The organism is Paraburkholderia sp. RL17-347-BIC-D (assembly GCF_046027915.1).
Lineage (GTDB): Bacteria > Pseudomonadota > Gammaproteobacteria > Burkholderiales > Burkholderiaceae > Paraburkholderia.
This window is the reverse complement of the sequence record NZ_JARESS010000042.1, coordinates 49,028-75,380: the sequence shown is the minus strand read 5'-3', so window position 1 is coordinate 75,380 and position 26,353 is coordinate 49,028. Positions and strand designations below refer to the sequence as shown.

Here is a 26,353-nt window from a genome sequence, read left to right as displayed (position 1 = left end):
GGGCTTAAGTTGAGAGCATTGCTGTGCGGGGCGGCACCTACTTTCTTTGTTGCCGCAAAGAAAGTAGGCAAAGAAAGCGGCTCAAACCGCTAGCTCATAAGCGGGTCCCTCGCGCAGTCGCGATAGTGGTGCATCTGGAATCTGTGTCCTCGCGCATTCCTCGTTAGTGGCAAGGCCGTCATTCTTCCGGCAGCGCTGCGCGCGCCGAAGCGGTTGTTCAATGAACACTGGCTGCGTCTTTGCGGATGCGGTTCTCGGGGTCTTGAGTATTAGCGCCATCCCGTCGCCGATGCGCCTGTCTTCGCTTAAGCGGCGCAGTTCTTCGCTCACTCATGCTTAGGATAACGTTCTAGCTTATGCCGACGGCCAAGAACTGTTCGTGACAATCCCCATGTGTCATCAGGGCCGAATCGTCATGGGGGTCGCCAATCGCACCACTTCGCGGCTCGCCGATGCCGCATTGAAAGAGCAAATGACGATCGCCATCAACTCCGGAGACGACAGCTGGCGACGAATAGGAATTCTGGTCTCAGAACGAAATAACCGCTTCGCACGCGGCATGAATGCCGCGCGATTCGTTGGCAGAAATCGAGCAGGCGCGCACATACCGCCATATAGAATGAAACCAATAGCCCAGCAACGTGCGACTTGAAGTACCGTGACGGCGCGCGCAGCGCCGCCGGAAGAATGACGGCCTTGTCACTAACGAGGAATGCGCGAGGACACAGATTCCAGATGCACCACTATCGCGACTGCGCGAGGGACCCGCTTATGAGCTAGCGGTTTGAGCCGCTTTCTCTTGCCTACTTCTCTTTGCGGCGGCAAAGAGAAGTAGGTGCCGCCCCGCACAGGGGCAACGCTAATAGACCACTAACAACACAAGGAAAGGCCAACACCCCAAAAAGCACAGCCAAAAAAACCACCGCACAGGCCCAAACCCCTGCCCATTCACCGCACCGCCGACTTCCCCCCATCCGCCACCGGCCCCTCATCCTCAGCTGCCGCATCGCGAGTCTCAGGCATTGCCGCCCACACCAGCAAAACAGCCAACGCTCCAGCCGCGGCCAATCCAAAAAAGCTCACGGCATTGCCAAAGCGATCGGCGACGAAACCCGCAGCGGTAGTACTCAACGTAGCCCCGATCCCAGCCGCCAACCCGAACAATCCAATACAAAGGTTATAACGCCCCTTACCACCAGCCACATCGGCGGCAATCAACGGCAGCATCACGCCAAACACCGCAGCACTCAACCCATCGAGCATCTGCACCGGCACGAGCAAATAAGGGCTGCTGATCCCGGCAAACAACAACGCCCGTATCGGCAACGCCGAAAACCCGAGCAGCAGAATCGGCCGACGTCCCCATCGCTCGGCCGAGCGTCCGACCCACGGCGACATCATCGCCACGATCGCCTGCGGCACGATGATGCACGCGGCAATCACGAGCTGCACGTTGTCACCCATGCCGGCCGTCACTTCGCCGGCGGCGAGATTGAGCATCGCCGCGTTCGACAAATGGAACAGCACGATACACGCCGCGAACAACAGCATCCGCTTGTCGCGCAGCAATTCGCGCAGACTCTCGCGCCGCTCGATCTGCTGCGGCGTCGGCGCGGACTTCGGTAGTTCGACGGTGTCGGTGCGCTGGATCATTGTCAGCGCGAAGAGCGCGGGCACGGCGAGCGCAGCGGTCAGCCAGAACACCGCCCGCGGCGAATAGTATTCGCCGAACACGCCCATCAGACCGGCCGCGACCGCGCTGCCGATCGACGCCCAGCGCGCATTGCGCCCCAACCGATCGCCGAGATTCGCTCGCCCCACCAGCGCGAACGAGATCGCGGCGAGCGCCGGCGTCAGCATGCAGCTCGCGAAGCCGTGGAAGACTTCGGCGGCGATCACCGGCAGCACCGTCGGGCTGACGGCCAGCAGCACCGCGCTCAGGATGATCGCGATGATTGCCCAGGCCGCCGCCCCTTTCTTGTTGCGCAAGGCATCGACGGCGGCGCCGCCGGGCACCTGGCTCACCATCGCGCTGATGGTGCCCACGGAGAGCGCCATGCCGATCTCGCCCTGCGTCCATTTATGCGAGGCGAGATAGGACGCGATGAACGGTCCAAAACCCGTCTGCACATTGGCGACGAAAAAATTCAGCCAATCGAGCGCGCGCAAGCTGCGCGCCGTTACCAGAGTGCGGCCTATCATCGGGCCGCCCGTGCGTTGGAAACCGCCGTGGACGTGGCCGCGGCAGCCGGCGCCGCAACAGCGGCGGGTGCGGAAGCAGGAGCGGGCGCAGGCGCGGGCGGTGGCGCCGGCGACACCGCGCGTATCGGTTTGTCGCTGGCGTATGGCGGTGTCGCGTTGATCTGCGCATCGCTCAAATCCATCAGCGGATGCAGCTCCTTGTCCTTCGTCACGAAGCGCAGCGCCGACCAGTTGGCGGCAATCGTGCGCCGTTCGGTGCTGACCATGCCGTTGACGTCGAGCACGACCGCCTGCGGCTGCGCGTTGGCGTCGATCAATACATCGATCACGCGGCCGACCTTGGCGCCGTTCGAGCGCTCGACGGTTGCGTCGATCAGCGGCAACTGCACGGCAACCGAGGCGGCTTTGGCCGCGTTCGCCGGGACCGCGGCAGCATTCAGTGTGATGGGGGCGGCCTTCGCCGTTGGCGTGAAGCGGAACGCGCTCCACGGGAAGTTCACCTTGCGGTCGCCGACACCCAGGAAGCCTTGCAGGTTCACGACCATCTCACGCGGCTTGCCGCCGGCGTCGGCGATCAGATCGACCGCGCGTCCGACCACTTTGCCGTCGGGCTTCTGCACTTCGCTATCGAGCAGCGCGCGCGCCTCGTTGCGCTCGATGGTGCGCAGCACGATCAGCGGCGGGGGCGGCGGAGGGGGCGGCGGAGGCGCCGTGACAACAGGCGGCGGGGGCTCAACCTTGTGCGGCTTGACGACCGGCTTCTTCGGCTTTCTCGATTGCTCGGGTTCGGCCGCTTCGGTCTCGACCGGTTCGGGCGCGGACGCGGCCACCGGCGCGCTGGCCGGCTCGACGGGCATCACCGTGGCGTCGACGATCGGCGCCTGCTGCGGGCCCCACAGCAGGCTGCAACCGGACAGCGCGAACAGCGCGAACACAGCAAGAATCAAGAGACGCCAGGCAGGACGCGAAAAACCGCCGCTCATCAAGAAGGACTCCATGGGCCGGTGCGGACGGGCGCAGTGAGCCGCCGCAGTTAAAACAGGTACGGGCCAGAGTGTAACCCGCGACGTCGGGCGGCCCCGGTTTTGCAGGCGATCTGACAGGTTGGCCCAAGCACGGTTCATGCCGCGCTCCGCCGATTCACTGGCTCATCGAAGTCCATTTTCACGCGTGAAAACCCTCAAAACCCTTTCAGATCTTCATGACAAACCGTAGGTGTAAACACGCGGACCGTGAAGCTGGTTTGCCGTCCCCTAAAGGATATAAGCATCGCGACATGTCAGGCATGCCATCCATGCGATGGGAGATATATTTGTGTTGCCCTACATTTCGAGACAGCAAATAAGACCCCAACCCACACTAAACCAACGCAACGAGACGAACCTGATGACGACCGAATCGACGGCCGTTTCAGCACGCTGATAAAGGAGGCACTCATCATGATGGAACCCCACGCCCAACCGATTTCTGAAGTCGGCGCCGAATCATTCGACGGAAAGGGCTTTCTCGACCGCTACTTTGAAATCTCCTCACGCGGCAGTTCGCAGCGTCAGGAGATCGTCGCGGGCATCACGACCTTCCTCGCGATGGTCTATTCCGTGTTCGTCGTGCCGGGCATGTTCGGCAAAGCGGGCTTCGACACCAGCGCGGTGTTCGTCGCCGTGTGTCTGACCACGGCTTTCGGCTCGCTGCTGATGGGCGTGTGGGCGCGCTTGCCGATCGCAATCGGCTGCGCGATTTCGCTGACGGCGTTCACCGCGTTCGGCCTCGTGCTCGGCAAAGGCCTGCATCCGAATGTCGCCCTCGGCGCGGTGTTTCTGATGGGTGTCGTGTTCACCGCGATCTCGGTGACGGGCGTGCGTTCGTGGATTCTGCGCAATCTGCCGACGGGCATCGCGCACGGCACGGGCATCGGCATCGGCCTGTTCCTGCTGCTGATCGCCGCCAACGACGTGGGCCTCGTCGTGAAGAATCCGGGCGCTGGTCTGCCGGTCGCGCTGGGCAATATCACCGCCTTGCCGGCCATCATGTCGGTGGCGGGTCTGGCGGCCATCTTCGGTCTGGTGCGCCGCCGCGTGCCGGGCTCGATCCTGATCGTGATCGTGGCGATTTCGGCGATCGCCTTCGTGATCGATCCGGCCATGTCGTTTCACGGCGTGTTCGCGGTGCCGTCGCTCAGCGCACCGGGTCACGCGTCGCTGATCGGCGCAATGGACATCAAGGGCGCCTTGTCGATGGCGGTTCTGCCCAGCGTGCTGGCTCTCGTGATGACCGCGGTGTTCGACGCCACCGGTACGATTCGCGCCGTCGCTGGACAAGCGGGCCAACTCGATGAAAACGGCCGCATCATCAACGGTGGCCGCGCCCTGACGGCCGACTCGCTGAGCTCGATTTTCTCGGGCCTCCTTGGTGGCGCACCGGCAGCGGCGTATATCGAATCGACGGTCGGCGTGGCGGCAGGCGCGAAGACCGGCATGGCCGCGGCGGTGGTCGGATTGCTGTTCCTCGTGGTGATGTTCTTCTCGCCGCTCGCAGCCCTCGTGCCTTCGTACGCGACGGCGCCCGCGCTGATGTACGTGGGTCTGCTGATGCTCTCGAACGTCAGCAAGCTGCATATGGACGACATGGTGGACTCGATGTCGGGTCTGATGTGCGCGGTGTTCATCGTGCTGACCGCCAACATCGTGACGGGCATCATGCTCGGCTTCGCGACGCTGGTGATCGGCCGCGTGGTCAGCGGCGAGTATCGCAAGCTGAACGTGGGCACGGTTGTGATCGCCGTCGTGCTGGTCGGTTTCTATCTCGGCGGCTGGGCGATCTGATCGTCACGTCATAGGCTCGGGCGTTGCCTGGGTCTCGCCGGGTTGCAGTATCGATCTGTTGAATCTGTGCTGGAAAGCGAGGGCAAAGTGGTGCGATTCTGGCCGCCTTGCTCGAGCCTGTAGTCGGTTGTTCTCCACCTTTGACGCGGCGCGTTGCAGAGGCTATCTGCTGCACGCCGCGTATCTTTTTTGCCGCGCTCCCCCTTTACTTTCCACGCGCTCTACGAAAGCGCGTACCTGTCCTTGACATCATTCGCTGCGTTTCTATACTTAACCTCATGGTTAAGTTTAACGAAGCGCTACTGGATCGCACCTTCGCCGCGCTGTCCGACCCGACACGGCGTGCGTTGCTCGCGCGTCTATCGTCGAAAGATCTGTCGGTCAGCGAACTCGCCGAGCCGTTTGCGATGTCCTTGCCTGCTGTGATGAAACACCTCGACGTGCTGAGCGAGGCGGGTCTCATCACACGCAACAAAACCGGCCGCACGGTGGCGTGCCGCCTGTCCGCCGGGCCGATGGAAGAAGCGATGGCGTGGCTTGGCCGCTATCAGCGCTTCTGGTCCGAATCACTCGATCGTCTTGCCGCTTTCGTCGAAGAGGAACAAGCCCCATGTCCACCCAGCCCAGCCTCACCCTCCAGCGGCGTCTCAACGCCGCGCCCGCCAAAGTCTTCCGCGCCTGGACGGAACCGGCGCAATTCATGACATGGATGCATCCGGACGGCTCGGACGTGGTGCGCGCGGAGCTGGATGTGCGGGTCGACGGGCGTTACGTGATCGTCTATCGCAAGCCGGACGGCAACGAGGTCGAGGTCGGCGGCCGGTATCTGGAGGTGGTGCCCGACCGCAAGCTTGTTTTCACATGGGTGTGGCGCTATAGCCCGGAGCATGAGTCGCAGGTCACGCTGCTGCTGGAACCGGACGGCGACGCCACATGGCTCACGCTCACGCACGAACGTCTCGCCGACGATGCGCAGTGCGAGGATCATCGCCGCGGCTGGACCGACGGGATCGATTCGCTGGAACGCTACGTGGCGTGATGTCGTTTGTATTCGTTAGTCTGCACGACGCAGAGAAGGAGACGCATATGGAACCGCAACACCGTACTGGGTCGAGAGAGGAATGGCTGGCCGCCAGCAGGGCATTGTTAGCCGAAGAAAAGGCGCACATGCGCGCCGGCGACGAACTCGCGCGCAAACGCCGCGCGCTGCCGTGGGTGAAGGTCGACAAGACGTATACCTTCGATACGGCGCAGGGCCGCAAGACGCTGGCCGATCTGTTCGACGGACGCAGCCAGTTGATCGTTTATCACTTCATGCTGGGCGCCGATTGGGAAGAGGGCTGCGTCGGCTGCTCGTTCCTGTCGGATCACATGACCGGGATCGTCACGCATCTCGAACATCACGATGTGTCGTACGTGACGGTGTCGCATGCGCCGCTCGCGAAGATCGAGGGTTTCAAGAAGCGCATGGGCTGGAGTTTCCCGTGGGTGTCGTCGGCCGGCAGCGACTTCAATTTCGACTATCACGCGTCGTTCACGCCCGAACAGTTGGCGAGCAAGAAAGCGTTTTACAACTTCACCGAGCAGGACGTCGGCATCGATGAGCAACACGGCCACAGCGTGTTCTACAAGGACGAGAAGGGCGACGTGTATCACACGTATTCCTGCTATGGGCGCGGCGATGAACGCTTCATCAACACGTATGCGCATCTGGACGTCACGCCGAAGGGCCGCAATGAAGACCGCAGCCTGACCGACTGGGTCAGACATCACGACCGCTATGAAGAGAAGACGCAAGGCGGCTGCGCCGCGTGCGGTTGACGGACCGCGGCGCTAGCTCAGGCTCGCGTTGAAAAGCGGGGACGTCATGCACCTTGGCGTCCCGCTTCGTAAAACAGCGCGAACAGTTCCGACTGTGAATTGACGTTCAGCTTCGTATAGATGTGCTTCTTGTGCGCGCGCACGGTCTCGAACGAGATCGTCAGTTTCTCCGCGATGGCGCGCGTCGAAAATCCACTCAAGGTCAGCATCGCCACTTCCACCTCGCGTGCCGTGAGCGATGCGCGGCCACCCGACGATGCGACCTGTTCGAAGCGCGCGGCGTACGCGGGGGTGTCCGTGGGTGCTAGTGTTTCCGTTGCCGTTTCGGCGCTGGACTCGGTCAGGGCCGACCGCGTCGCATCGAATCCCTCGTATGGCAAGCGCTGTCGCAACAGCGCAATCACCCACGGCGCGCACAGCGCCAGCACGGCCAGATCACGCTCGCCATAGCGATGCGTCGCGCCCAGCGAAAAGGCGAGCGTGTGCCGCGCGTCGATCATGTAGTTGAAGTGCACCTCGTCGCCGACGATATTCTTCCTGAAGTACCGCTGGTAGTAATCGGTCATCGAGAAGTTGTCGGGCGCGACATCGGCCAGCGTGACGAAGCCCGACGCGGGCGTCTCGGTAGCGGCGATATAGAACGGATCGAGTTGATAGAGCGCGGCCAGATAGTCCTGAAACATCGCATCGACGGTGCCGTCCGGCGTCGGCGATTCGGCGCACACGAGCGGCGCTTCACTTGATGTGAAGCGCAACGCGACCCAACTGTCGAAGGCCACATAGCGTTCGAGCGCGCGCGTGAGGCGGGTCCAGAAGTGCGCGCTATCGAGGGCTTCGATAACCGCGCCGATCTCGCGATGAAAGGCCAGATCGCGCCATTCGAGTTCCATGCGTGCTCCGATGAGGGTAACCCAGCAGGGTAATTACGAACAAAAATATGTCTGGTAATAATAGGCCCAACCTGATCGCGCGGCGGCTTAAAACAGCCGCGATTCAACGCGAAGCGAACCGGCATGGACGGCAACTAAATTGCATGGGACCCGAGTCAGCACTGACTCGGGTCGACAGGAGACACAATGCTTCAACTCGAACTGGCACAGATTCCCGTCGTGGATGGCGCCGTGGGCGTCGGCGGCGCGAACGTGCAACGCGTGCTGCAAATCATCGGCCAGCGTTCGGCCGGAACCGATCTGATCGTGTTTCCCGAGACGACGCTGTCGGGCTTTCCGACGCGGCATAACGTCGGCGAAGTGGCGGAAACCATCGACGGTCCTTCGCTCACCGCCGTGCGCCATGCGGCGCGTGAAGCACGCGTGGCGGTGGCGGTGGGCCTCGCCGAGCGCGACGGCAGCCGTTTTTTCAACACCACGGTGCTGGTCGACGAACGCGGCGAGATCGCGCTGCGCTATCGCAAGACGCACTTGTGGGCCTCCGACGTCGGCGTGTTCGAACCGGGCGACCGCTATGAAGTATGCAGCTTCAAGGGCATGACCGTCGGTCTCTTGATCTGTTATGACATCGAATTCCCCGAAACAGCGCGAGCGGTCGCCTCGCTGGACGCCGATCTGCTGATCGTGACCAATGGCAACATGGACCCGTTCGGGCCGGTGCATCGCCGGGCCATCGTGGCGCGCGCCATGGAAAACCAGATGTTTGCGGCGCTCGTCAATCGTATCGGTCCGGGCGACGACAACCTCACGTTTCCCGGCGAATCGGCGCTGATCGATCCGTTCGGCGACGTGGTGTGCGACGCCGGCCAGCAGGAAACCGTGCTGCGCGCGACGCTGGATCGCGCGCGTCTCGAAGGCGCACGCGAACACTACCGTTACCTGCACGACGCGCGCATCGCACTCGATCTCGCCACCGAAGACGGCGCGCAGGGACAACGCGCGCGCGTGATTCGCTCGCGCTGAAGCAAACGCTCAGACAGATAAACGACCGGGCGCGTGCCGCTTTGGCGGCGGCATGCACAAGCCCGGCAAATCAGTAAAGACATCGGCGCGAATCCCGCGCTGCCAGCAAGTCCGATCGATCCGGCTCGACTGGGGCGCGTGCCATGCCGCGCCCGGGGCGACGCCTGTCCATTCGCAAGAGGAGACACCGTATGACTTCATCATCATCCGCCGCTGAACCCACGGCCCCGCGCAGCGCGCATCTGAAGCGCACGCTCGGCCTGCCTTCCGTCCTGCTGTTCGGCCTCGCCTACATGGCGCCGCTGATTGTCTACGGGACGTATGGCGTGCTGGCGAGCGCCAGCCACGATACGGCGGCGCTCGCCTATCTGATTGCCCTGGTGGCGATCGTGTTCACCGCGCTCAGTTACGGCAAGCTTGCGCGGCTTTTCCCGGTGGCAGGCTCGGCCTATACGTACACGCGCAAGAGCTTCAACCCGCATCTCGGCTTCATGATCGGCTGGGCCACCTTGCTCGATTATTTTTTCCTGCCGATGGTGATCTGGCTGATCGGCGCGGCGTATCTGAGCGCCGCTTTTCCGCATGTGCCGAGCTGGATCTGGATCGTCGCTTTCATCGTGCTGACCAGTGCGCTGAACATTCTCGGCATCGAACTCGCAAACCGTTTCAACATCGTGCTGATGGTGGTGCAACTGGCGATCGTCGCGTTGTTCGTCGTGCTGTGCTGCCACTATGTGACGGCGGCCGTCGGACCCGGCGGCCTCATTTCGGCCGAGCCGTTCTTCAAGCCGCACGTGCCGCTCTCCGCGACGATGGCGGGCGCCGCGATCGCCGCGTATTCCTATCTCGGCTTTGATGCTGTCTCGACGTTGACGGAAGAAACCATCGCCCCTGAGAAGACCATGCCACGTGCCATCGTGCTGATCGCGCTGATAGGCGGCGCGATCTTCGTGATCGCGGCATACACGGTGCAGCTCGCGCATCCGGGCGCGGTGTTCAAGGACCCGGATTCGGCGGCCTTCGAAGTCGCGCGCAAAGTGGGCGGCGATATTTTCGTCACGGTGTTTCTGGCGGGCCTGATTCTCGCGCAGTTCGCCTCGGGCATCTCGGCGCAAGCGAGTGTGGGACGTCTGTTGTATGCAATGGGCCGCGACGAAGTGCTGCCCAAGCGCATCTTCGGTTTCGTGCATCCGAAGTTCAAGACGCCGGCGCTGAACATCGCGATCGCGGGCGCCATTGGTCTGGTCGCCTTGAAGCTCGATGTGGCGACTTCGACGTCGTTCATCAACTTCGGTGCGTTCCTTGCGTTCACGGCTGTCAATCTCTGCGTGATCCGCCAGTTCTTCAACGCGAAGGGCAGTGCGAATGCAATGGGCGTGATCGGCGGCCTGCTGTTCCCGCTGGCTGGCGCACTCGCGGACGTCTGGTTGCTGGTGAGTCTGGAGAAGACGGCGCTGGTGCTCGGCGCGGTGTGGTTCGTGTTGGGCTTGTGCTATCTCGGCTGGATCACGCGCTGTTTTCGTCAGGCGCCGCCGGAAGTCGCGGTTTGATGGAACGGCTTGCGCTCATGGATGAGCGTGGCCGTAGTGGGAGTGACGCCGCCGCGCGTGGCGTCACGCTCGAAGCGCTCGTGTTCAAAGCGACATGTCGAAGGCGGGCCTGAGGAACAGTTCGATCGCCATCACGACGAGTCCCATCGCGGCAGCCGACAGCGTCAACGTACCGTATTCGTCGTAGCGTGCATCGTAGAGACACGCCACGACGAAGAGAATCGCCAGCAGATTGGTTAGCCAATCGAAATTCAGCGCCAAAGTCATCGATCAAATCCGGGCTCATGTGCGGCTCGGATTGTCGAATCGCACGATCAGGTGAGCGCGATTCTATCGAGTCGAGCTTACGGATTCGCAACGGCGACGCTTACACTAATTACGCCCTGGAGGGCGCTGCGGGCGCCCCGGAAGAAGTCCTCTCGGGGTGTGCCCTGTAGGGCGCCCCAAAAGAAAATCCCCTCGGCTTACACCGCGGACGAAGTCCGCTCGGGGGACAGCATGTCGTGCTCGATCCAGTCGATCACTGACGTGCGCTTCGGCTGCCACCCCAGCAGCTTGCGCGCGCGCTCGCCGCGTACGCGGCTATTCGAGCCGAGGCCGTACGAGGCCATTTCATAACCCCATTCCTTCTGCGCTTCTGCGAGCGGCCAGTCTTGCGGCGCGCCGAGTTTCATCGCGCGCGCAATCGCGGCGCTCATGTCGCGGAACGATGCTTCGCCGCTTTCGACGAAGTAGAAGGTGCCCGCCGGCGTCTTATCCAACGCGAGGCGATACAGTTCGGCGACATCGTCGATGAACACGTTCGACCAGATGTTGCCGCCGCTGCCCACATGACGCACCACGCCGCTCTTTTGCGCCTGACGCACGAGGCGCGGCAACTGCACACTCGCGCTGCCCGGCACGGCGCCATGACCGTAGATCAGCGTGTTGCACAACACGGCCGAGCGGATGTTCTGCTGCGCGGCATCGAGCACCAGTTGATCGATGGCGACGCGCGCGGCCTTGTCCGCGGTCGGCTCGGGCAGCGCGTCCTCGTGATAGATACGCGCCTGACCCGCTTCGCCGCCCGACGCATCGCCGACGATGCTCGAACCGCTCGTATGCAGAAACGTTTTGCCGGAGCCCGCGAGCCCGTCGATCAGCGCCTTGACCGCGCCTTCATGATCGCTGCTCGCGGCATTGATGACGGCGTCGGCGGCTTGCGCTTCGGCGATCAGCAACGCGTGGTCGTCGAGCGTGCCGATCACGGGTTCGATGCCGAGGCGTTGCAACTCGGCGCTATGGTCGGGGTTGCGGATCAAACCGCGCACGGTATGGCCGGCGCGCGCCAGATGCGCTGCAATCGAACCGCCGATAAAACCGCTTGCACCAGTGATGAAAATCTTCAAGACGTTCTCCTTGATGAGAAACACGATGACATGCACGCAGTATCCGCCGACTTGATTCTCGCAAAAACCGTGTTAGTCTCAAATCAATCTTGATTTGAAATCAACAATGAAAACATCCACCGACGAGTTGCTGGTGTTCGTCACGGTGATCGACAGCGGCTCGATCACCGCGGCTGCGGAGAAATTGGGCCAAACCGTCTCCGGCGTGAGCCGCGCGCTCACGCGCCTCGAAAAGAAACTCGACACTGCGCTGGTGCGGCGCACGACGCGCCGTCTGCAACTCACCGAAGAGGGCGAGACCTTCCTGCAGCGCGCGCGGGCGATTCTGGACGCGATGGAAGAGGCCGAGGAGTCCGTCACGCGCGGACGCGAGCGACCCTCGGGGCGCCTGCGTGTCGATGCGGCGTCGCCCTTCATGCTGCATTGCGTGGCGCCGCATATGACGGCGTTTTCGGCGCAGTATCCGGAGATCAGGCTGGAGCTGACCAGCAATGAACGGATCGTGGATCTGCTGGAGCAGAAGGTGGATATCGCGATCCGTATCGGCGAATTGCAGGATTCGACTTTGCATGCACGCGCCCTCGGCACCAGCAAGCTGAGAGTGCTCGCGAGTCCGGCGTATCTGGCCGAATATGGCGAGCCGAAATCGGTGGAAGCGTTGCGAGAGCATCGGCTGATCGGCTTCACGGCGCCGGAGCATTTGAATCGCTGGCCGTTGCGGGAAGGGCGCAAGGGCGGGGCCGAGTCGCTGAAGATCGAACCGGCGATCACCGCCTCGAGCGGCGAGACGTTGCGGCAACTGGCGTTGTCGGGTTGGGGCATCGCCTGTCTCGCCAATTTCATGAGCGCGGCCGATGTGCGCGAGAAGCGTCTCGTGCCGATTCTCGCCAACGCGCTGGTGGACGAGCGGCAGCGGGTGAGCGCGGTGTACTACCAAAGCGCGTCGCTGGCGGGGCGCGTGCAGTGCTTCCTGGATTTCATCGCGGCGCGCGTGAAGCTTTAGCCACGCTGTCCCATTACTTGCCCAATAAGAAGGAGTTCGCGGGTCGCCTGAGCACGCGGGCTTTTTTGCGTCACAAGAAGCCTTTCCTATAACGCTCTTATAGGCAGCGAAGCGCGCCCGTTCGCCAGTGAAATCTTTTTGTCCGTCTCGCGCCTGCCATTTTGAACGTGTATATACAAGTTGAGGCCCACGTCGCCCGGAAGGCGATCCGCAGCGCGCGGCCGCCGGAAATCGCCGCAGTGGCAAGATCCAAGCCAAGCGTGCATCCCGCCCTAATGGAAACCCCTGGGGCAAAACCTCAAAAAACAAGTTGTATATACAAGCCGACGTCGCTAGACTTCTCTCAAATTGTATAGACAGGACGACAACCATGATGAATCTGAAGCCCGGCCACCTGACTCTCCCGCAACTGCGCCAGATCGCTCGCGAACACGTCGCGTTGCAACTCGATCCCGCCAGCCACGCCGCGATCGACGCCTGCGCGCAAGCCGTCGCCGATATCGCCGCGAAGGGCGAGCCGGCCTACGGCATCAACACGGGCTTCGGGCGCCTCGCCAGCACGCATATCCCGCATGACCAGCTCGAACTGCTGCAACGTAATCTGGTGCTCTCGCATGCCGTCGGCGTGGGTGAGCCGATGTCGCGTCCGGTCGTGCGTCTGTTGATCGCGCTGAAGCTATCGAGCCTCGGCCGTGGTCACTCCGGCATCCGCCGCGAAGTGATGGAAGCGCTGATCACGCTGTACAACGCCGACGTGCTGCCGGTCATCCCGGTGAAGGGTTCGGTCGGCGCATCGGGCGACCTCGCGCCGCTCGCGCATATGTCGGCAACGCTGCTCGGCGTCGGCGAAGTGTTCGCGAAGGGCGAGCGCATGCCGGCCACCGAAGGTCTCGCGCTCGTCGGCCTCAAGCCGCTCACGCTGCAAGCCAAGGAAGGTCTGGCGCTGCTGAACGGCACGCAAGCTTCGACCGCGCTCGCGCTCTATAACATGTTCGCCATCGAAGACCTGTACCGCACCGCGCTGGTGTCGGGCGCGTTGTCGGTGGACGCGGCAATGGGTTCGGTCAAGCCGTTCGACGCGCGCATTCACGAACTGCGCGGCCATCAAGGTCAGATCGACGCGGCCGAGGCGTACCGCTCGCTGCTGCAAGGCTCGGGCATCAACGTCTCGCACGCCGATTGCGACAAGGTGCAGGACCCGTACAGCCTGCGCTGCCAGCCGCAAGTGATGGGCGCGTGTCTGGATCAGATGCGCCACGCCGCGAACGTGCTGCTGCTGGAGGCGAACGCCGTCTCCGACAATCCGCTGATTTTCCCGGACACCGGCGAAGTGCTGTCGGGCGGTAACTTCCACGCGGAACCCGTCGCTTTCGCCGCCGACAACCTCGCGCTCGCCGTCGCCGAAATCGGCGCGCTGGCCGAACGCCGCATCGCGCTGCTGATCGACGCGACGCTGTCGGGCCTCCCGCCGTTCCTCGTGCGCGATGGTGGCGTGAACTCGGGCTTCATGATCGCTCACGTCACGGCCGCCGCGCTGGCCTCGGAAAACAAGACGCTCGCGCATCCGGCTTCGGTCGACTCGCTGCCCACTTCGGCAAACCAGGAAGACCACGTGTCGATGGCGACGTTCGCTGCGCGCAAGCTCGGCGACATTGCTGAAAACACCGCGAACATTCTGTCGATCGAGTTGCTCGCCGCCGCGCAAGGCGTCGATCTGCGCGCGCCGCACAAGACCAGCCCGAGCCTGCAGAAAGTGATGGACGCAGTGCGCAAGGACGTCGCGCATTACGAGCTCGACCACTACTTCGCACCGGATATCGCGGCGGTCACGCGCCTCGTGCAGGACGGCACGATCGCGAAGCTGAGCCCGTTCTCTTTCGTGTCCGAACAGTAAGCCTCAACGCACATCAAGCCAATGAACGCACCGGCCTACCAGGGCATCAAGGACTTCATCCTCGCGCGCATTCATGCGGGCGAATGGGGTGAAGGCGACCAGGTGCCCTCCGAAAACGAGCTCGCGCGCGAATTCAACGTGGCGCGCATGACGGTCAACCGCGCGTTGCGCGAGCTGACCTCGGAGCAGGTGCTCACGCGTGTGCAAGGGTCGGGTACCTTCGTGGCCCGTCCCAAGTACGAATCCACACTGGTGGCGATCCGCAGCATCTCCGACGAAATCGTCGCGCGCGGTCATCGTTATCAGGCGAACGTGCTGCACATCGGCGCGAGCATCGCCGACGAAGCGCTCGCCGAGGAAATGCAGGTGAGCGCGGGCAGTCCGGTGTTTCATTCACGTGTGCTGCATTTCGAAAACGACGAGCCGGTGCAACTCGAAGAGCGCTGGGTCAATCCGGCAGTCGCGCCCGAGTACGCGCTGCAGGACTTCACGAACACCACGCCGAATCAGTATCTCGTGCGTGTCGCGCCGTTGCAGCGGGTCGAGTACCGCATCGAGGCGCTGGCCGCTGATGGCGATACCCGCGAGTTGCTGACCATGGACGAACTCGAACCCTGCCTCGTGCTGCATCGGCGCACGTGGTCGCAAAGCCAGGTCGCTTCGATCGCCAATCTGTGGCATCCCGGCAGCCGTTATCGCTTCACCGGACATTTCTGACAACGCCGTTTTTGCCGTACCCGAATCTTTTTCGACCATCTTCAAGCATTCCGAGGGCCATCATGAACAACCCGAAACACATCGACCCGCGTCTCGATCCCACCCGCACGATCCGCGCACCGCGCGGCGCGGAAAAGACCTGCAAGACATGGATCGCGGAAGCCGCGTACCGGATGATCCAGAACAATCTGGATCCGGAAGTCGCCGAGCATCCGCATGCGCTGGTCGTGTACGGCGGCATCGGCCGTGCCGCGCGCAACTGGGATTGCTTCGATCAGATTCTCAAGTCGCTGAAGGATCTCGAAGAAAACGAAACGCTGCTGATTCAATCGGGCAAGCCGGTCGGCGTGTTCCGCACGCATGCCGACGCGCCGCGCGTGCTGCTGGCGAATTCGAATCTGGTGCCGCATTGGGCGACGTGGGAACACTTCCACGAGCTCGATCGCAAGGGCCTGATGATGTACGGCCAGATGACGGCGGGCAGCTGGATCTACATCGGCAGCCAGGGCATCGTGCAGGGCACCTACGAGACGTTCTTCTCGGTGGCGAATCAGCATTTCAACGGCGATCCTTCGGGCCGCTGGATTCTGACGGGCGGCTTGGGCGGCATGGGCGGCGCGCAGCCGCTGGCGGCGACGATGGCCGGCTTCTCGATGATCGCGGTGGAGTGCGACGAGACGCGTATCGATTTCCGTCTGAAGACGCGTTACGTCGACAAGAAAGCCGCGACGCTCGACGAGGCGCTCGCCATGCTCGAGGAAGCGAAGAAAGCAGGTAAGCCGGTGTCGATCGGCCTGCTCGGCAATGCAGCGGATGTGTTCGCTGAATGCGTGACGCGTGGCATCACGCCGGATTGCGTGACCGACCAGACCAGCGCGCACGATCCGATTCACGGCTACCTGCCGCAAGGCTGGAATGTCGAAGACTGGCGCGAGCGTCAGAAAACCGTGCCGGACAGCATCGTGCTGCCGGCCAAGCAGTCGATGGCCAAGCAGGTTCAAGCCATGCTGACGCTGCAGGAACGCGGCGCGGCCACGCTCGACTACGGCAACAACATCCGTCAGATGGCGCTGGAAATGGGCGTGGAAAACGCCTTCGATTTCCCTGGTTTCGTGCCGGCGTATATCCGTCCGCTCTTCTGCGAAGGCAAGGGCCCGTTCCGCTGGGTCGCGCTGTCGGGCGATCCGGAAGACATCTACAAGACCGATGCGAAGGTCAAGGAACTGATCCCCGACGATCCGCATCTGCACAACTGGCTCGACATGGCGCGCGAACGTATCGCGTTCCAGGGCTTGCCGGCGCGGATCTGCTGGGTCGGCGTGAAGGATCGCTATCGTCTGGGCCAGGCGTTCAACGAGATGGTCAGGAATGGCGAGCTGAAGGCGCCGATCGTGATTGGCCGCGATCACCTCGACACCGGTTCGGTGGCGAGCCCGAATCGCGAAACCGAATCGATGAAGGACGGCTCGGACGCGGTCAGCGACTGGCCGCTGCTCAACGCGCTGCTGAATACGGCGGGCGGTGCCTCGTGGGTCTCGCTGCATCATGGCGGCGGGGTCGGCATGGGCTTCAGCCAGCACTCGGGCGTCGTGATCGTCGCGGACGGCACGGATGCGGCGAAAGAACGCCTCGGCCGCGTGCTGTTCAACGATCCTGCCACCGGCGTGATGCGTCACGCGGATGCGGGTTATGAACTCGCGCAGGAAACGGCGCGCGAGGCGGGCCTCAATCTGCCGATGCTGGGCCGTTGAGCGTGACGCTTCACAGCACGCCTGTCGGCAGCGGGGCAAGCCTCACGCTGATTCGCGGCGCCGACCTCGTGGCGGCGCCGTGGAAGAACGGCGGCGGCGTCACGCGCGAAGTGGCGGCGTTTCCCGAAGGCGCGGGGCTCGATGCTTTCGTGTGGCGGGTGAGCGTTGCCGATGTCGCGCAAGCCGGGCCGTTCTCGCGCTTTGCGGGTATCGATCGCACGCTCGTGTTGTTGTCCGGCGCGGGCATGTTGCTCGATGAGGTGGACGGTGCGCGCGGTTCAACGACGCACGCGTTGACGCAAGCGCTCGACATGGCCCGTTTCACCGGCGAGGCGCAGATCGACGCGCGTCTGGTCGATGGCGCGACACGCGACTTCAACCTGATGGTGCGGCGTAACGCGGCGCAGGGTGAAGTGGAAGTATGGCGCGGCGCAACGCAACGCACGCTCTCCGCCGACGCGGTCCTGCTGTATTGCGCGGAAGGTTCGGTGTCGGTCACAGCGGGCGATGCGCGAGCGTTGTCGCTCGCAACCGGCGACACGCTGCGCATCGACACGCCAAACGCGCTGTCATGCACGGTCGAAGGCGCGGGCGCCTTGCTCGCAATCAGCATCCGCTACACGCAACGATGACGACGATTCGCGTGCGTGCTCGCCGCTTATGTCACAGCAGTCACGGCACGCGCACGCGAACCACCACAGACACGCAACAAGCTGCAAAGAGCACGCGATGAAGCAAACCGTCTGGCATCACCTGAAACTTTGCCCGCAGGGCGATCCCCAACATACGCTGCCCGATGCCGCGATCGCCGTTGAAAACGGCACGATCGTGTGGCTCGGCGCGGCTTCCGCATTACCCGCCGAATACGCCGCATGGCCGCGCGAAGATCTGCACGGCGCGTGGGTGACGCCGGGTCTCGTCGATTGCCATACGCATCTCGTGTACGGCGGTCAGCGCGCGGACGAATTCGCCCAGCGCCTCGCGGGCGTCAGCTACGAAGAAATCGCGCGGCAGGGCGGCGGTATCGTCTCCACGGTGCGCGCCACGCGTGCCGCGGACGAAGCCTCGCTGTTCCGTCAGTCGGCCGCGCGGCTCGAACCCTTGCTCGCCGAAGGCGTGACCACCGTCGAGATCAAATCCGGCTACGGCCTCGACCTCGCCAGCGAGCGCAAGATGTTGCGCGTGGCGCGTCAATTGGGCGAGCGCTATCCCGTCACCGTGTACACGACGTTTCTCGGCGCGCATGCGTTGCCGCCCGAGTTCGCCGGCCGCGCCGACGCGTACATCGACGAAGTCTGCAACACCATGCTGCCCGCGCTCGCCGGCGAAGGTCTCGTCGACGCGGTCGACGTGTTCTGCGAGCGCATCGGTTTCTCGCTGGAACAAAGCGAGCGCGTCTTCGAAGCGGCAGAGCGCTACAAGCTGCCGGTGAAAATGCACGCCGAGCAGTTGTCGAACGGCGGCGGCACGGCACTCGCGGCGCGCCATCATGCGCTGTCCGCCGACCACCTCGAATTTCTCGACGAAGCCGGCGTTGCCGCGATGAAGGAAGCCGGCACGGTGGCCGTGCTGTTGCCGGGCGCGTACTACTTCATCCGCGAGACGCAGTTGCCGCCTTTGGAATTGCTGCGGCGCTATCAGGTGCCGATCGCGATTTCGACCGACAGCAACCCCGGCACGTCGCCCGCCACCTCGCTGCTGCTGATGATGAACATGGCCACCACGCTGTTCCGCATGACCGTGCCCGAAGTGCTGCAAGGCGTGACGTCGCACGCGGCGCGCGCGCTCGGCAAGGCGGATCGGCACGGCTCGCTGGAAGCGGGACGCGCGGCCGATTTCGCGGTGTGGTCGGTCGACTCGCTGGCCGAGCTGGCTTACTGGATTGGACGTCCGCTGTGCGCGCGAGTCGTGCGCGCGGGCGAGACCGTTTATACGCGGCGTGACTTGAGCTAGGGCCTGAGATGACTGAACCGCACAAGCAATCGAATCAATCGCTGTTCGCCGAGCACGCATACCTGCCGGATGGCTGGCGCCGCAACGTGCTGCTGGAGTGGGACGCAAACGGCACGCTCACCGCCGTCACACCCGATACGTCGACGCCGCACGCCGGCGTGCAGAATGCCGCCGGTCCGGTACTGCCCGGCATGCCGAACCTTCATTCGCACGCGTTTCAGCGCGCGATGGCCGGGCTCACCGAATATCGCGCATCCGGCGCCGGCGCGACGGATAACTTCTGGAGCTGGCGCGATCTGATGTATCGCTTTGCCGCACGCATCACACCGGAAGGCCTGGCGAGCGTCGCGCAATGGCTGTACATCGAAATGCTGAAGGCGGGCTATACGTCGGTGTGCGAGTTCCACTACGTGCATCACACGCCCACCGGCAGCCGGTACGCGAACCAGGCCGAACTCGCGCAACGCGTGGTGGATGCTGCGTCGGCGAGCGGCATCGGCATGACGATGCTGCCGGTGCTGTATCAGTACAGCGGCTTCGGTGCGCGCGCGCCGCGTGAGGATCAGCAGCGTTTCATCAACACGCCGGACAGTCTGCTCGATCTGCTCGGCACGTTGCGCGCGGCGCGCCCCGAAACTGCCGCGTTGCGTTATGGCGTGGCGCCGCATTCGCTGCGCGCCGTATCCGCGGATTCGTTGCGTGCGTTACTCGGTGGAATCGAGGACACGGCGCCCGTTCATATTCATATCGCCGAGCAGACCGCTGAAGTCGATGCTTGCCTCGAAACCGAAGGCGCGCGTCCGGTGCAATGGCTGCTGGATCGTTTCGATGTCGACAGCCGCTGGTGCCTCGTGCACGCCACGCACGTCGATGCGAACGAAACGCTGGCGCTCGCGAAAAGCGGCGCGGTCGCCGGTTTGTGCCTGACTACTGAAGCCAATCTCGGCGACGGTATTTTTCCGGCGCAGGAGTATCTCGACGCGAACGGACGCATCGGCGTGGGTTCGGATAGCCATATCGGCGTCGACTGGCGTGCGGAGCTGCGTTTGCTCGAATACGGCCAGCGTCTCACGCGCCGGCAGCGCAACGTACTGGCGTCGGCGCAAGCCACGCACGTCGCCGATCGTCTCTTCGACGCCTCGCTCGAAGGCGGCGCGCGCGCGACGGGCCGAGCGGTCGGCGCGCTGCAAGCCGGCCGCCGCGCCGATTGGCTGGTGCTCGACGCGGATCATTCGAGCATCGCCGAGCATGCGCCGAACGCGTGGCTCTCGGGCGTTGTATTCTGCGAGCATGGCGAAACGCCGATTCGCGACGTTTACGCGGGCGGCGACAAGGTCGTCGATAACCGCAGGCATCGCGATGAAGAGGGCGCGTACGCGCGCTATCGCGTGGCGCTGGCGGACCTGCTCAAATGAATGACGCGCCGACTTGCCGGCGCGCCTCGCATGAGTTGCTGAACCGATCCTTCGATCCTATCGATTCCGGACTGACATGACTGCTTCGAACACTCCGCCGGTTTTCTCGCTGCATCGGGGAAGCCTGCCGTTCCTCATTTCGATTCCGCATCTGGGTACGCAAATCCCGGCCGACGTCGCGGCGACGATGACACCCGTCGCGCAGCGCACCGACGATTGCGACTGGCATCTGGACCGTCTCTATGCGTTCGCGAAACGCATGGGCGCGTCGATTCTCGCGCCCACCTACGCGCGCTATGTGATCGACCTGAACCGTCCGCCCGACGGCGCGAATCTCTATCCGGGCCAGGACACGACCGGCCTGCTGCCGGTCGATACGTTCGACAAGGAGCCGTTGTACCTGGATGGCCATCTGCCGGACGAGGCTGAAGTCGCGCGCCGTCGCGAGGCTTACTGGAAGCCTTACCACGAGGCGCTGCAAGGCGAACTCGCGGCGCTGAAAGCGAAACACGGCAAGGTGCTGCTGTGGGAAGCGCATTCGATCCGCTCGCATGTGCCGCGTTTTTTCGAGGGACGTCTGCCCGATTTCAACTTCGGCACCTCGAATGGCGCGAGCGCAGTGGCCGGATTGGCCGAGGATATGGCTGCTATTGTCGAGCGACACGACGGCGGCTATACGGCGGTTGCCAACGGCCGCTTCAAGGGCGGCTATATTACGCGCGAGTATGGCCAGCCGTCGCAAGGCGTGCATGCCTTGCAACTCGAACTCTCGCAGATCACGTATATGGAAGAGCATATGCCATATGCGTATGACGAAACGCTGGCCGCGAAAGTCGAGCCTCTGCTGGAAGCGCTGGTCGTGAAGGCATTGGAGCGCGTCAAGACGGCGTGACGCCGCGCGTCATCTTCTCTTCTTTTCCACGCGATTCACGGCGCCGCGCAAGTTGCTCGGCGCCGTGCGCGCGTCGGCCGACACCGCAAAGGTGTAACAGCATGTGTCCGTGATTGCATGCTGCCGTTTTCGCGCAGAACGTATATAGCGCGTTGAAGAAATCTGCCTGCTCCGCGCCGACTCGATGGCGAAAAAAAGCCCCGCCTGTAGCGGGGCTTTACGATGTGCCGTGCCGGTCAGAGCGTGGCACCGCCATTAATGGCAGCGTTTTTCCCAGTGATGATGAACGCGCACCTTGTGGCACTCGGGATGATGATGCTCATAAGCTTGTGCGGGAGCGATGGCGCTCAGGGCTGCAACGGCTGCGGCGATGGCGAGGACGATCTTCTTCATTACAAAATCCTTAAATCAGTGTTGGGGTACTAACGGTGCAGCACGGGGCGTGCCGCAACCGCCTGCAAGCATGCCACATCGCGAGGGCAGAGCGGAGGAACGCTGAACAAATGCAGATGTCAATTCACAACGACGATCGTCGCGAGCCGCCACCGGCAATGGATAGCGGGCAATGGTGCGCAATAGCGCAGTGGCGTGGAATTACGACAGATCGACGCTCACGCAGTGGCATATCGGGATTGCGCGCCATGCGGTGATGCGTCTACCCTTTCAATACGATAACGCGCGAGTGGCGCGTGATCTCTACATCGGGCAAAAAGATGGAAGACCCAGCGATGGAAGATTCCGACGAATTGCTGCTCCCGGTCTGGCGAGCAAACCTGGTGCTGTTGACCCGTGAGGTCGGCGCGGCGACGCGACTCGCGCGCATGATGACCTTCTCCGCGAGCTATCTGAAACTGATGTTGTCCGGCCAGCGCGAATTCAGCGAGGAATTCGTGCGGGGCATCGAAGCGGTCACCGGCTTGCCGGGCGGCTGGATGAACGTGCCGCACACCGAGCACGACATCCCGCCCAACGCGCGTGAAGCGATCGACAACGAACAGCCGCTCGCGCGGTTTCGCGGTACGGCGCATCCGGTGCGAAAGAAGACGGTGCTGCGGCCGCCCGAGCCGATTTTCGGCCAGCCGGGGCCGGCCAAGCGTGTCGAGGAAGAAATCCTCGACGCGGAGGCGCATCGGCGTCAGGCGCACTTCCGCAAAGTCCGCGACGTGGCGATTCAGGACGTGCGGCGTTTCGAGCGGCATCTGACTCACGCGCCGGTGGAGCTGGCGACGATGCGCGCCAAGGTGGAAGACGTGATCGCCGCCGCCGATCTCGACGACCCGATCCAGGCGGACCTCGCGGGACGGCTGGAGCAGATCGAAAAGCATCGGCATCTGCTGCTCAGGCACGTGGAGCGATTGCAGGCTTTGCTCGGGCAACTCGGCGAAACGGAGTGATGCAGCGAGGCGCGAGCTGGCGCTCGCTTACGTGGGCTGAGAGGAGCTCCTGCGGCGGGCGTGAAACTCGGCCTCGAGCGTCCACGTCACGCCGTCCTGTGCGAGCGCCACGCCGGTCCAACGGAACGAATCCGGCGTGATGTCGGTGAAGTTCCATCGAATCGGCGTGCCGTCGGCGTGTGTGCCGATCTGCACGAGATGCTCGCCGATGCGGCGGCCCACCAACTCGTCACGCTGACCGGTCCGCGGATTGAGGTACGTGACCCGCCATGCCCGCAGCGCCGGGTCCCAGACACGCAAGGTCGTGCCGTACATCGCGTCGCCGGGCGTCGGCGTGTCGCCTTGTGCGGCGAGCGGCGGCATGATCCAGACGTCCTGCACGGCGCGGCCTTCCAGCACCCAGCCGAAATGAATTTCGCCACGACGGCGCGCGCTGCCCAGGTCGACGCGGTAATGCACCACGTCCATGTCCCAACTGCCGATCAGCCAGCCGTAGAGGTCGTCGGCGGCGTCGATGTCCGCGGCGCGCGCGGGCGCGCTCAGGGCGGCGTGAAAGCCGCTGTCCAGGTTGTACTCCAGCCGGTTCATCGTGTGTGCTCCTTCGGTGCATAGCGGGATCGGCATCGGCGGAGCCAACGGAAACGCGCCGGCCGCCGATGTGCTAAAACCACGATACGGACTCAGCCGAGGTGCATCTTGGGGAAAATTGCCGTCACGCTGCAACAGGCGCTGGCCCGCCGCGAACAGGAAGGCGCGCGCGGCGGCACGTCGGCGCGCGCGCTCGCCGGGGGCACAGGGTGGCGCGTCGAGGATGTGTTGTGCACCTTCGGCCCGCGCGACCAGCCGTTCGAAGAGCGGCACGACGGTGTGTGCATCGCGATGGTGGTGGCGGGCTCGTTCGCTTACCGCGCGGCGACCGGCCGCGAGTTGCTCACGCCCGGCGCGCTGCTGCTCGGCAACACGGGCGATTGCTTCGAGTGCGGGCATCGGCATGGCGCCGGCGACCGTTGCATCGCGTTTCACTATGCGCCGGCGTACTTCGAACGGCTTGCCGCGGATGCGGGGCTGGCGAGCGGCAATCTGCAATTCAAACGCGCGCGTTTGCCGTCGCTGCGTGCGTTGTCGCCGTTGATCGCGCGTGCATGTGTCGGTGCTGGTGGTGCAACTGGGGGTGAAGTTGGAGCCGATGCAGGTGCAGGTTCTGCTGTCGGCGCTGGAGCTAATGTCGGTGCTGGTGCTGGTGCCGGCGTAAGCGGCTCTGCCGCAACAGCATGGGACGAACTCGCCGTCGAACTCACCGCCACGACGCTGCAAGCGGCCGGCGCCTTGACGCGTCCCGCTGCGCCCGCCAGCGCCACGGCGTGTTCGCGCGTCGCGCAGACCGTGCGGCTGATCGACGACACGCCCGGCGCGCCGCATTCGCTCGCGAGCCTCGCGGCCGCCGCGGGCTTGAGCGAGTTCTACTTTCTGCGCACGTTCCAGCGCGTGACCGGCGTGACGCCGCATCAATACCTGTTGCGGGCGCGCTTGCGTGCCGCGGCACTGCGTCTTCAGGACGGCGGCGCGAAGGTCGTCGATATCGCGTTCGATTGCGGCTTCAACGATCTGTCGAATTTCAATCACGCGTTTCGCGCGGAGTTCGCTTCGAGTCCGCGAGCCTGGCGCGCGCGGGGCAGGGCGCGGCGCACATGACGCGGTGCGCGGCGTTTTTTCTCAGGCTGGCCTGCGGGTCAGCGCTGGGCGTACGCCTCGCCGCCAGCGCGCTCGCCGACGACATCGCGTCCGCCACATCCGGCGACGATCGGGCGCCTTCCACGATCGAGCGCGACGTCCATCTCTTCACGATCCAGAAAGACGGCTCCGTCGAGGAACACGACGACACTGTCCTGCGCGCCAACACCACGAGCGGCGTCGACGATATCGCGCAACGCTACGTGTGGTTCAACAAGGACATCGAGCAGGTGCAGTTGCTGGCCGCCGAGACGATCGACCTGGACGGCGTCGCGCATCCGGTCGGTCCCGAGGCGATCCGCGACGTGCAGGAACCGCGCTCGGCAGGTGCGCCGAGTTTCGAAGACGGCGTGTTGCGCACGGTGATTTTCCCTGGCGTGGAGCCGGGCTCGCGCGTGCATCTGGCGTTTCGCAAGACGCGCACGAAGCCCTTGCAGGCGGGCACTTTCGCGTATCTCGTCGAACCGACGCGCGACCCCGTCGAACTGCAGCGCCTGATTTTCGATCTGCCCGCCGACGTGCCGCTCTACGCCGACGCGCGCGGCTACGTCGCCGTGCCGCCGGTCACGGCAAACGGCCGTACCCGCTACGAGTTCGACTATCAGCACGGGCCGTATGCGCCGCTCGAAGCGGGCGCGGTCGGCTACGCGAACTGGGGCGACCGTCTGATGGTGTCGACGGTGCCGGACTTTGCGAGTTTTGCCGCGCGCTATCGCGGGCCCGCAGCCGACGCAACGGCGAGCGATCCGGCGATTGTCCGCTTCGCGCAAGCGCTGACCGCCGGCACCGACGACCCGCGCGTGAAAGCGCAACGGCTATACGACTGGATGCGTTTGAATATCCGCTACGTCGCCTTGTTTCTCGGCGAAACGGCGGCGATCCCGCACAAGGCGACCGACATCCTGCGCAATCGTTACGGCGACTGCAAGGACCACGTCGCGCTCTACGGCGCGATGCTGGCCGCGGTAGGCATCCATAGCGAGGCGGTGCTGCTCAATCTCGGGCCGTACTACAGTTTGCCCGACGTGCCCGGCTACGGCACAAGCGCGATCAATCACGCGATTATCTGGATTCCTGAGTTGTCGTTGTATGCGGATACGACGGCGGGCGGCACGGCTTTCGGTTATCTGCCGCCGAGCGTAATGGACAGGCCGGTGTTGCTGGTCGGCGAGGGCGTGCTGTCGCGCACGCCGGCCACGCAGTTGCGCGAACGCAGCGCGCGCGTGCAGATCGACATCGGCGAAAGCGGGGCGGCGAATTACGCTTACCGCGCCGAGGACGCGGGTTTTACCGCCGAGATCGAGCGCAACACGTTCCGGCGCGCGACGCGGCAACGTACGCAGCAGATCGCCGCGAACCGTCTTTTGCAGACGGGTTTGCACGGCACAACGCAATTGCGCACGGCGGAGCTCAGCGCCACGAATGGACCGTTCTCCACGTCGATGCAGGGACAGGTGGAACACTTCGTGTGGACCGACGGCACCACGGCGATACCGGCCTTGACGAGTTTTTCCGGCGGCATGGGCTCGCAGGTGCAGGCGTGGCTTGCGGAGCCCGCGAGGACTCAGCCCTGGACGTGCATCGGCGGAGAGTTCGACGAGACCTTGGAAATGACGCTGCCGCGCTTCGTACGGGTGACGGATTTGCCGTCCGACACCGCGGTGCAAAACCGCTTTCTGACCTTTTCATCCAGCTATGTCTACGATCCGGCCGCGCGGGTCTTGCAGGTCAGGCGGCACCTGCGCGCCGCCTTTGGTCATCAGATGTGTTCAGCAAGTGAATTCGCCGAGCTGCACGACGATCTGGTTCGAATCGAACGGGATCTCGAGGCCGAACTGGTGGTCAAGGTCGCCAATTCGAAGAACCCGTAGCGATTCCGCCGGCACGGGCGCAAGCATTAACACCCG

At 63.8% G+C, this 26,353-nt stretch carries 24 protein-coding genes; 17 read left to right on the top strand and 7 right to left on the bottom strand.

What is annotated here, in order from left to right; all coding sequences use genetic code 11:
- Window positions 1-948: 948 nt before the first annotated feature.
- Window positions 949-2,202, bottom strand: coding sequence for an MFS transporter (locus P0D96_RS36420; protein WP_408318513.1), 1,254 nt, complete (start codon window positions 2,200-2,202; stop codon window positions 949-951).
- Window positions 2,199-3,185 (bottom strand): PRC-barrel domain-containing protein, encoded by a 987-nt coding sequence (locus P0D96_RS36415; protein ID WP_408179325.1) that lies wholly within the window; start codon window positions 3,183-3,185, stop codon window positions 2,199-2,201. Before P0D96_RS36415 ends, P0D96_RS36420 begins: the two co-directional genes overlap by 4 nt.
- Window positions 3,186-3,641: 456 nt before the next feature.
- Between P0D96_RS36415 and P0D96_RS36410 the strand changes: the two genes are divergently transcribed.
- The 4 genes from P0D96_RS36410 (at window position 3,642) to P0D96_RS36395 (ending at window position 6,845) form a co-directional block, all read left to right on the top strand.
- The gene (locus P0D96_RS36410; protein ID WP_408248383.1) at window positions 3,642-5,024 is read left to right on the top strand and encodes an NCS2 family permease; all 1,383 of its coding nucleotides are present in this window, start codon (window positions 3,642-3,644) and stop codon (window positions 5,022-5,024) included.
- Window positions 5,025-5,302: 278 nt separating this feature from the next.
- The gene (locus P0D96_RS36405; protein WP_132376937.1) at window positions 5,303-5,728 is read left to right on the top strand and encodes an ArsR/SmtB family transcription factor; all 426 of its coding nucleotides are present in this window, start codon (window positions 5,303-5,305) and stop codon (window positions 5,726-5,728) included.
- Window positions 5,725-6,063 carry an SRPBCC family protein gene (locus P0D96_RS36400; protein ID WP_408318511.1) on the top strand — a complete coding sequence of 113 codons (339 nt, stop codon included), beginning with the start codon at window positions 5,725-5,727 and terminating at the stop codon, window positions 6,061-6,063. The genes P0D96_RS36405 and P0D96_RS36400 overlap by 4 nt, the downstream gene beginning before the upstream one ends.
- Before the next feature lie 47 nt (window positions 6,064-6,110).
- Window positions 6,111-6,845 (top strand): DUF899 domain-containing protein, encoded by a 735-nt coding sequence (locus P0D96_RS36395; RefSeq protein WP_408318510.1) that lies wholly within the window; start codon window positions 6,111-6,113, stop codon window positions 6,843-6,845.
- Between the two features lie 44 nt (window positions 6,846-6,889).
- On the opposite strand, the gene P0D96_RS36390 is transcribed toward P0D96_RS36395, so the two are convergent.
- Entirely contained in the window at window positions 6,890-7,735 is an 846-nt protein-coding gene (locus tag P0D96_RS36390) for a helix-turn-helix transcriptional regulator (RefSeq protein ID WP_408318508.1), read from the bottom strand.
- Window positions 7,736-7,921: 186 nt separating this feature from the next.
- Between P0D96_RS36390 and P0D96_RS36385 the strand changes: the two genes are divergently transcribed.
- Both P0D96_RS36385 and P0D96_RS36380 read left to right on the top strand, forming a co-directional pair.
- Window positions 7,922-8,758 carry a carbon-nitrogen hydrolase family protein gene (locus P0D96_RS36385; protein WP_408318506.1) on the top strand — a complete coding sequence of 279 codons (837 nt, stop codon included), beginning with the start codon at window positions 7,922-7,924 and terminating at the stop codon, window positions 8,756-8,758.
- 191 nt (window positions 8,759-8,949) lie between these two features.
- Window positions 8,950-10,308 (top strand): APC family permease, encoded by a 1,359-nt coding sequence (locus tag P0D96_RS36380; RefSeq protein WP_408179320.1) that lies wholly within the window; start codon window positions 8,950-8,952, stop codon window positions 10,306-10,308.
- 84 nt (window positions 10,309-10,392) lie between these two features.
- Here P0D96_RS36380 and P0D96_RS36375 read toward each other — a convergent pair whose 3' ends face one another.
- Entirely contained in the window at window positions 10,393-10,575 is a 183-nt protein-coding gene (locus P0D96_RS36375; protein WP_012432554.1) for a hypothetical protein, read from the bottom strand.
- 197 nt (window positions 10,576-10,772) lie between these two features.
- The gene (locus P0D96_RS36370; RefSeq protein ID WP_408318504.1) at window positions 10,773-11,696 is read right to left on the bottom strand and encodes an NAD-dependent epimerase/dehydratase family protein; all 924 of its coding nucleotides are present in this window, start codon (window positions 11,694-11,696) and stop codon (window positions 10,773-10,775) included.
- A 106-nt stretch (window positions 11,697-11,802) separates the two neighbouring features.
- On the opposite strand from P0D96_RS36370, the gene P0D96_RS36365 reads away from it, so the two are divergent.
- The 8 genes from P0D96_RS36365 (at window position 11,803) to hutG (ending at window position 21,321) form a co-directional block, all read left to right on the top strand.
- Entirely contained in the window at window positions 11,803-12,699 is an 897-nt protein-coding gene (locus P0D96_RS36365) for a LysR substrate-binding domain-containing protein (protein WP_408179318.1), read from the top strand.
- A 370-nt stretch (window positions 12,700-13,069) separates the two neighbouring features.
- Window positions 13,070-14,593 carry a histidine ammonia-lyase gene (gene hutH / locus P0D96_RS36360; protein ID WP_207915640.1) on the top strand — a complete coding sequence of 508 codons (1,524 nt, stop codon included), beginning with the start codon at window positions 13,070-13,072 and terminating at the stop codon, window positions 14,591-14,593.
- A gap of 21 nt (window positions 14,594-14,614) precedes the next feature.
- Window positions 14,615-15,310: a histidine utilization transcriptional repressor HutC gene (gene hutC, locus P0D96_RS36355; protein ID WP_012432558.1), complete on the top strand. Its 696-nt coding sequence runs from the start codon at window positions 14,615-14,617 to the stop codon at window positions 15,308-15,310.
- A gap of 62 nt (window positions 15,311-15,372) precedes the next feature.
- Window positions 15,373-17,061, top strand: coding sequence for a urocanate hydratase (gene hutU, locus P0D96_RS36350; protein WP_132375075.1), 1,689 nt, complete (start codon window positions 15,373-15,375; stop codon window positions 17,059-17,061).
- Window positions 17,062-17,063: 2 nt separating this feature from the next.
- Window positions 17,064-17,693, top strand: coding sequence for a HutD/Ves family protein (locus P0D96_RS36345; protein ID WP_408318502.1), 630 nt, complete (start codon window positions 17,064-17,066; stop codon window positions 17,691-17,693).
- A 97-nt stretch (window positions 17,694-17,790) separates the two neighbouring features.
- On the top strand, window positions 17,791-19,014 hold the full coding sequence (hutI, locus tag P0D96_RS36340) for an imidazolonepropionase (RefSeq protein WP_408318500.1): 1,224 nt from the start codon (window positions 17,791-17,793) through the stop codon (window positions 19,012-19,014).
- 8 nt (window positions 19,015-19,022) lie between these two features.
- Window positions 19,023-20,429: a formimidoylglutamate deiminase gene (locus tag P0D96_RS36335; protein WP_408318498.1), complete on the top strand. Its 1,407-nt coding sequence runs from the start codon at window positions 19,023-19,025 to the stop codon at window positions 20,427-20,429.
- Between the two features lie 76 nt (window positions 20,430-20,505).
- On the top strand, window positions 20,506-21,321 hold the full coding sequence (gene hutG / locus P0D96_RS36330) for an N-formylglutamate deformylase (RefSeq protein WP_408318496.1): 816 nt from the start codon (window positions 20,506-20,508) through the stop codon (window positions 21,319-21,321).
- 255 nt (window positions 21,322-21,576) lie between these two features.
- Here hutG and P0D96_RS36325 read toward each other — a convergent pair whose 3' ends face one another.
- Window positions 21,577-21,714, bottom strand: a complete 138-nt coding sequence (locus P0D96_RS36325; RefSeq protein ID WP_165923849.1) for a hypothetical protein — start codon at window positions 21,712-21,714, stop codon at window positions 21,577-21,579.
- A gap of 335 nt (window positions 21,715-22,049) precedes the next feature.
- On the opposite strand from P0D96_RS36325, the gene P0D96_RS36320 reads away from it, so the two are divergent.
- Complete coding sequence (locus P0D96_RS36320) at window positions 22,050-22,715, top strand: hypothetical protein (protein ID WP_132375071.1); 666 nt, start codon at window positions 22,050-22,052, stop codon at window positions 22,713-22,715.
- A 27-nt stretch (window positions 22,716-22,742) separates the two neighbouring features.
- Here the strand turns inward: P0D96_RS36320 and P0D96_RS36315 are convergent, their stop codons facing one another.
- Window positions 22,743-23,303 carry a hypothetical protein gene (locus tag P0D96_RS36315; protein WP_408318494.1) on the bottom strand — a complete coding sequence of 187 codons (561 nt, stop codon included), beginning with the start codon at window positions 23,301-23,303 and terminating at the stop codon, window positions 22,743-22,745.
- Between the two features lie 108 nt (window positions 23,304-23,411).
- On the opposite strand from P0D96_RS36315, the gene P0D96_RS36310 reads away from it, so the two are divergent.
- Together P0D96_RS36310 and P0D96_RS36305 are read left to right on the top strand one after the other, a co-directional pair.
- Window positions 23,412-24,407 (top strand): helix-turn-helix domain-containing protein, encoded by a 996-nt coding sequence (locus P0D96_RS36310; protein ID WP_408318492.1) that lies wholly within the window; start codon window positions 23,412-23,414, stop codon window positions 24,405-24,407.
- Entirely contained in the window at window positions 24,404-26,317 is a 1,914-nt protein-coding gene (locus P0D96_RS36305) for a DUF3857 domain-containing transglutaminase family protein (protein ID WP_408318491.1), read from the top strand. The genes P0D96_RS36310 and P0D96_RS36305 overlap by 4 nt, the downstream gene beginning before the upstream one ends.
- The last annotated feature ends 36 nt before the right edge of the window (window positions 26,318-26,353 follow it).

Coding starts and splice junctions, on each gene's coding strand:
- P0D96_RS36375 (WP_012432554.1), bottom strand. CDS start 10,575: ATGACTTTGGCGCTGAATTTCGATTGGCTAACCAATCTGCTGGCGATT.
- hutC (WP_012432558.1), top strand. CDS start 14,615: ATGAACGCACCGGCCTACCAGGGCATCAAGGACTTCATCCTCGCGCGC.
- P0D96_RS36315 (WP_408318494.1), bottom strand. CDS start 23,303: ATGAACCGGCTGGAGTACAACCTGGACAGCGGCTTTCACGCCGCCCTG.
- P0D96_RS36320 (WP_132375071.1), top strand. CDS start 22,050: ATGGAAGATTCCGACGAATTGCTGCTCCCGGTCTGGCGAGCAAACCTG.
- P0D96_RS36325 (WP_165923849.1), bottom strand. CDS start 21,714: ATGAAGAAGATCGTCCTCGCCATCGCCGCAGCCGTTGCAGCCCTGAGC.
- P0D96_RS36380 (WP_408179320.1), top strand. CDS start 8,950: ATGACTTCATCATCATCCGCCGCTGAACCCACGGCCCCGCGCAGCGCG.
- hutG (WP_408318496.1), top strand. CDS start 20,506: ATGACTGCTTCGAACACTCCGCCGGTTTTCTCGCTGCATCGGGGAAGC.
- P0D96_RS36390 (WP_408318508.1), bottom strand. CDS start 7,735: ATGGAACTCGAATGGCGCGATCTGGCCTTTCATCGCGAGATCGGCGCG.
- P0D96_RS36385 (WP_408318506.1), top strand. CDS start 7,922: ATGCTTCAACTCGAACTGGCACAGATTCCCGTCGTGGATGGCGCCGTG.
- P0D96_RS36305 (WP_408318491.1), top strand. CDS start 24,404: ATGACGCGGTGCGCGGCGTTTTTTCTCAGGCTGGCCTGCGGGTCAGCG.
- P0D96_RS36400 (WP_408318511.1), top strand. CDS start 5,725: ATGACATGGATGCATCCGGACGGCTCGGACGTGGTGCGCGCGGAGCTG.
- P0D96_RS36395 (WP_408318510.1), top strand. CDS start 6,111: ATGGAACCGCAACACCGTACTGGGTCGAGAGAGGAATGGCTGGCCGCC.
- P0D96_RS36415 (WP_408179325.1), bottom strand. CDS start 3,185: ATGAGCGGCGGTTTTTCGCGTCCTGCCTGGCGTCTCTTGATTCTTGCT.
- P0D96_RS36365 (WP_408179318.1), top strand. CDS start 11,803: ATGAAAACATCCACCGACGAGTTGCTGGTGTTCGTCACGGTGATCGAC.
- P0D96_RS36410 (WP_408248383.1), top strand. CDS start 3,642: ATGATGGAACCCCACGCCCAACCGATTTCTGAAGTCGGCGCCGAATCA.
- hutH (WP_207915640.1), top strand. CDS start 13,070: ATGATGAATCTGAAGCCCGGCCACCTGACTCTCCCGCAACTGCGCCAG.
- P0D96_RS36335 (WP_408318498.1), top strand. CDS start 19,023: ATGACTGAACCGCACAAGCAATCGAATCAATCGCTGTTCGCCGAGCAC.
- hutI (WP_408318500.1), top strand. CDS start 17,791: ATGAAGCAAACCGTCTGGCATCACCTGAAACTTTGCCCGCAGGGCGAT.
- P0D96_RS36405 (WP_132376937.1), top strand. CDS start 5,303: ATGGTTAAGTTTAACGAAGCGCTACTGGATCGCACCTTCGCCGCGCTG.
- P0D96_RS36420 (WP_408318513.1), bottom strand. CDS start 2,202: ATGATAGGCCGCACTCTGGTAACGGCGCGCAGCTTGCGCGCGCTCGAT.
- hutU (WP_132375075.1), top strand. CDS start 15,373: ATGAACAACCCGAAACACATCGACCCGCGTCTCGATCCCACCCGCACG.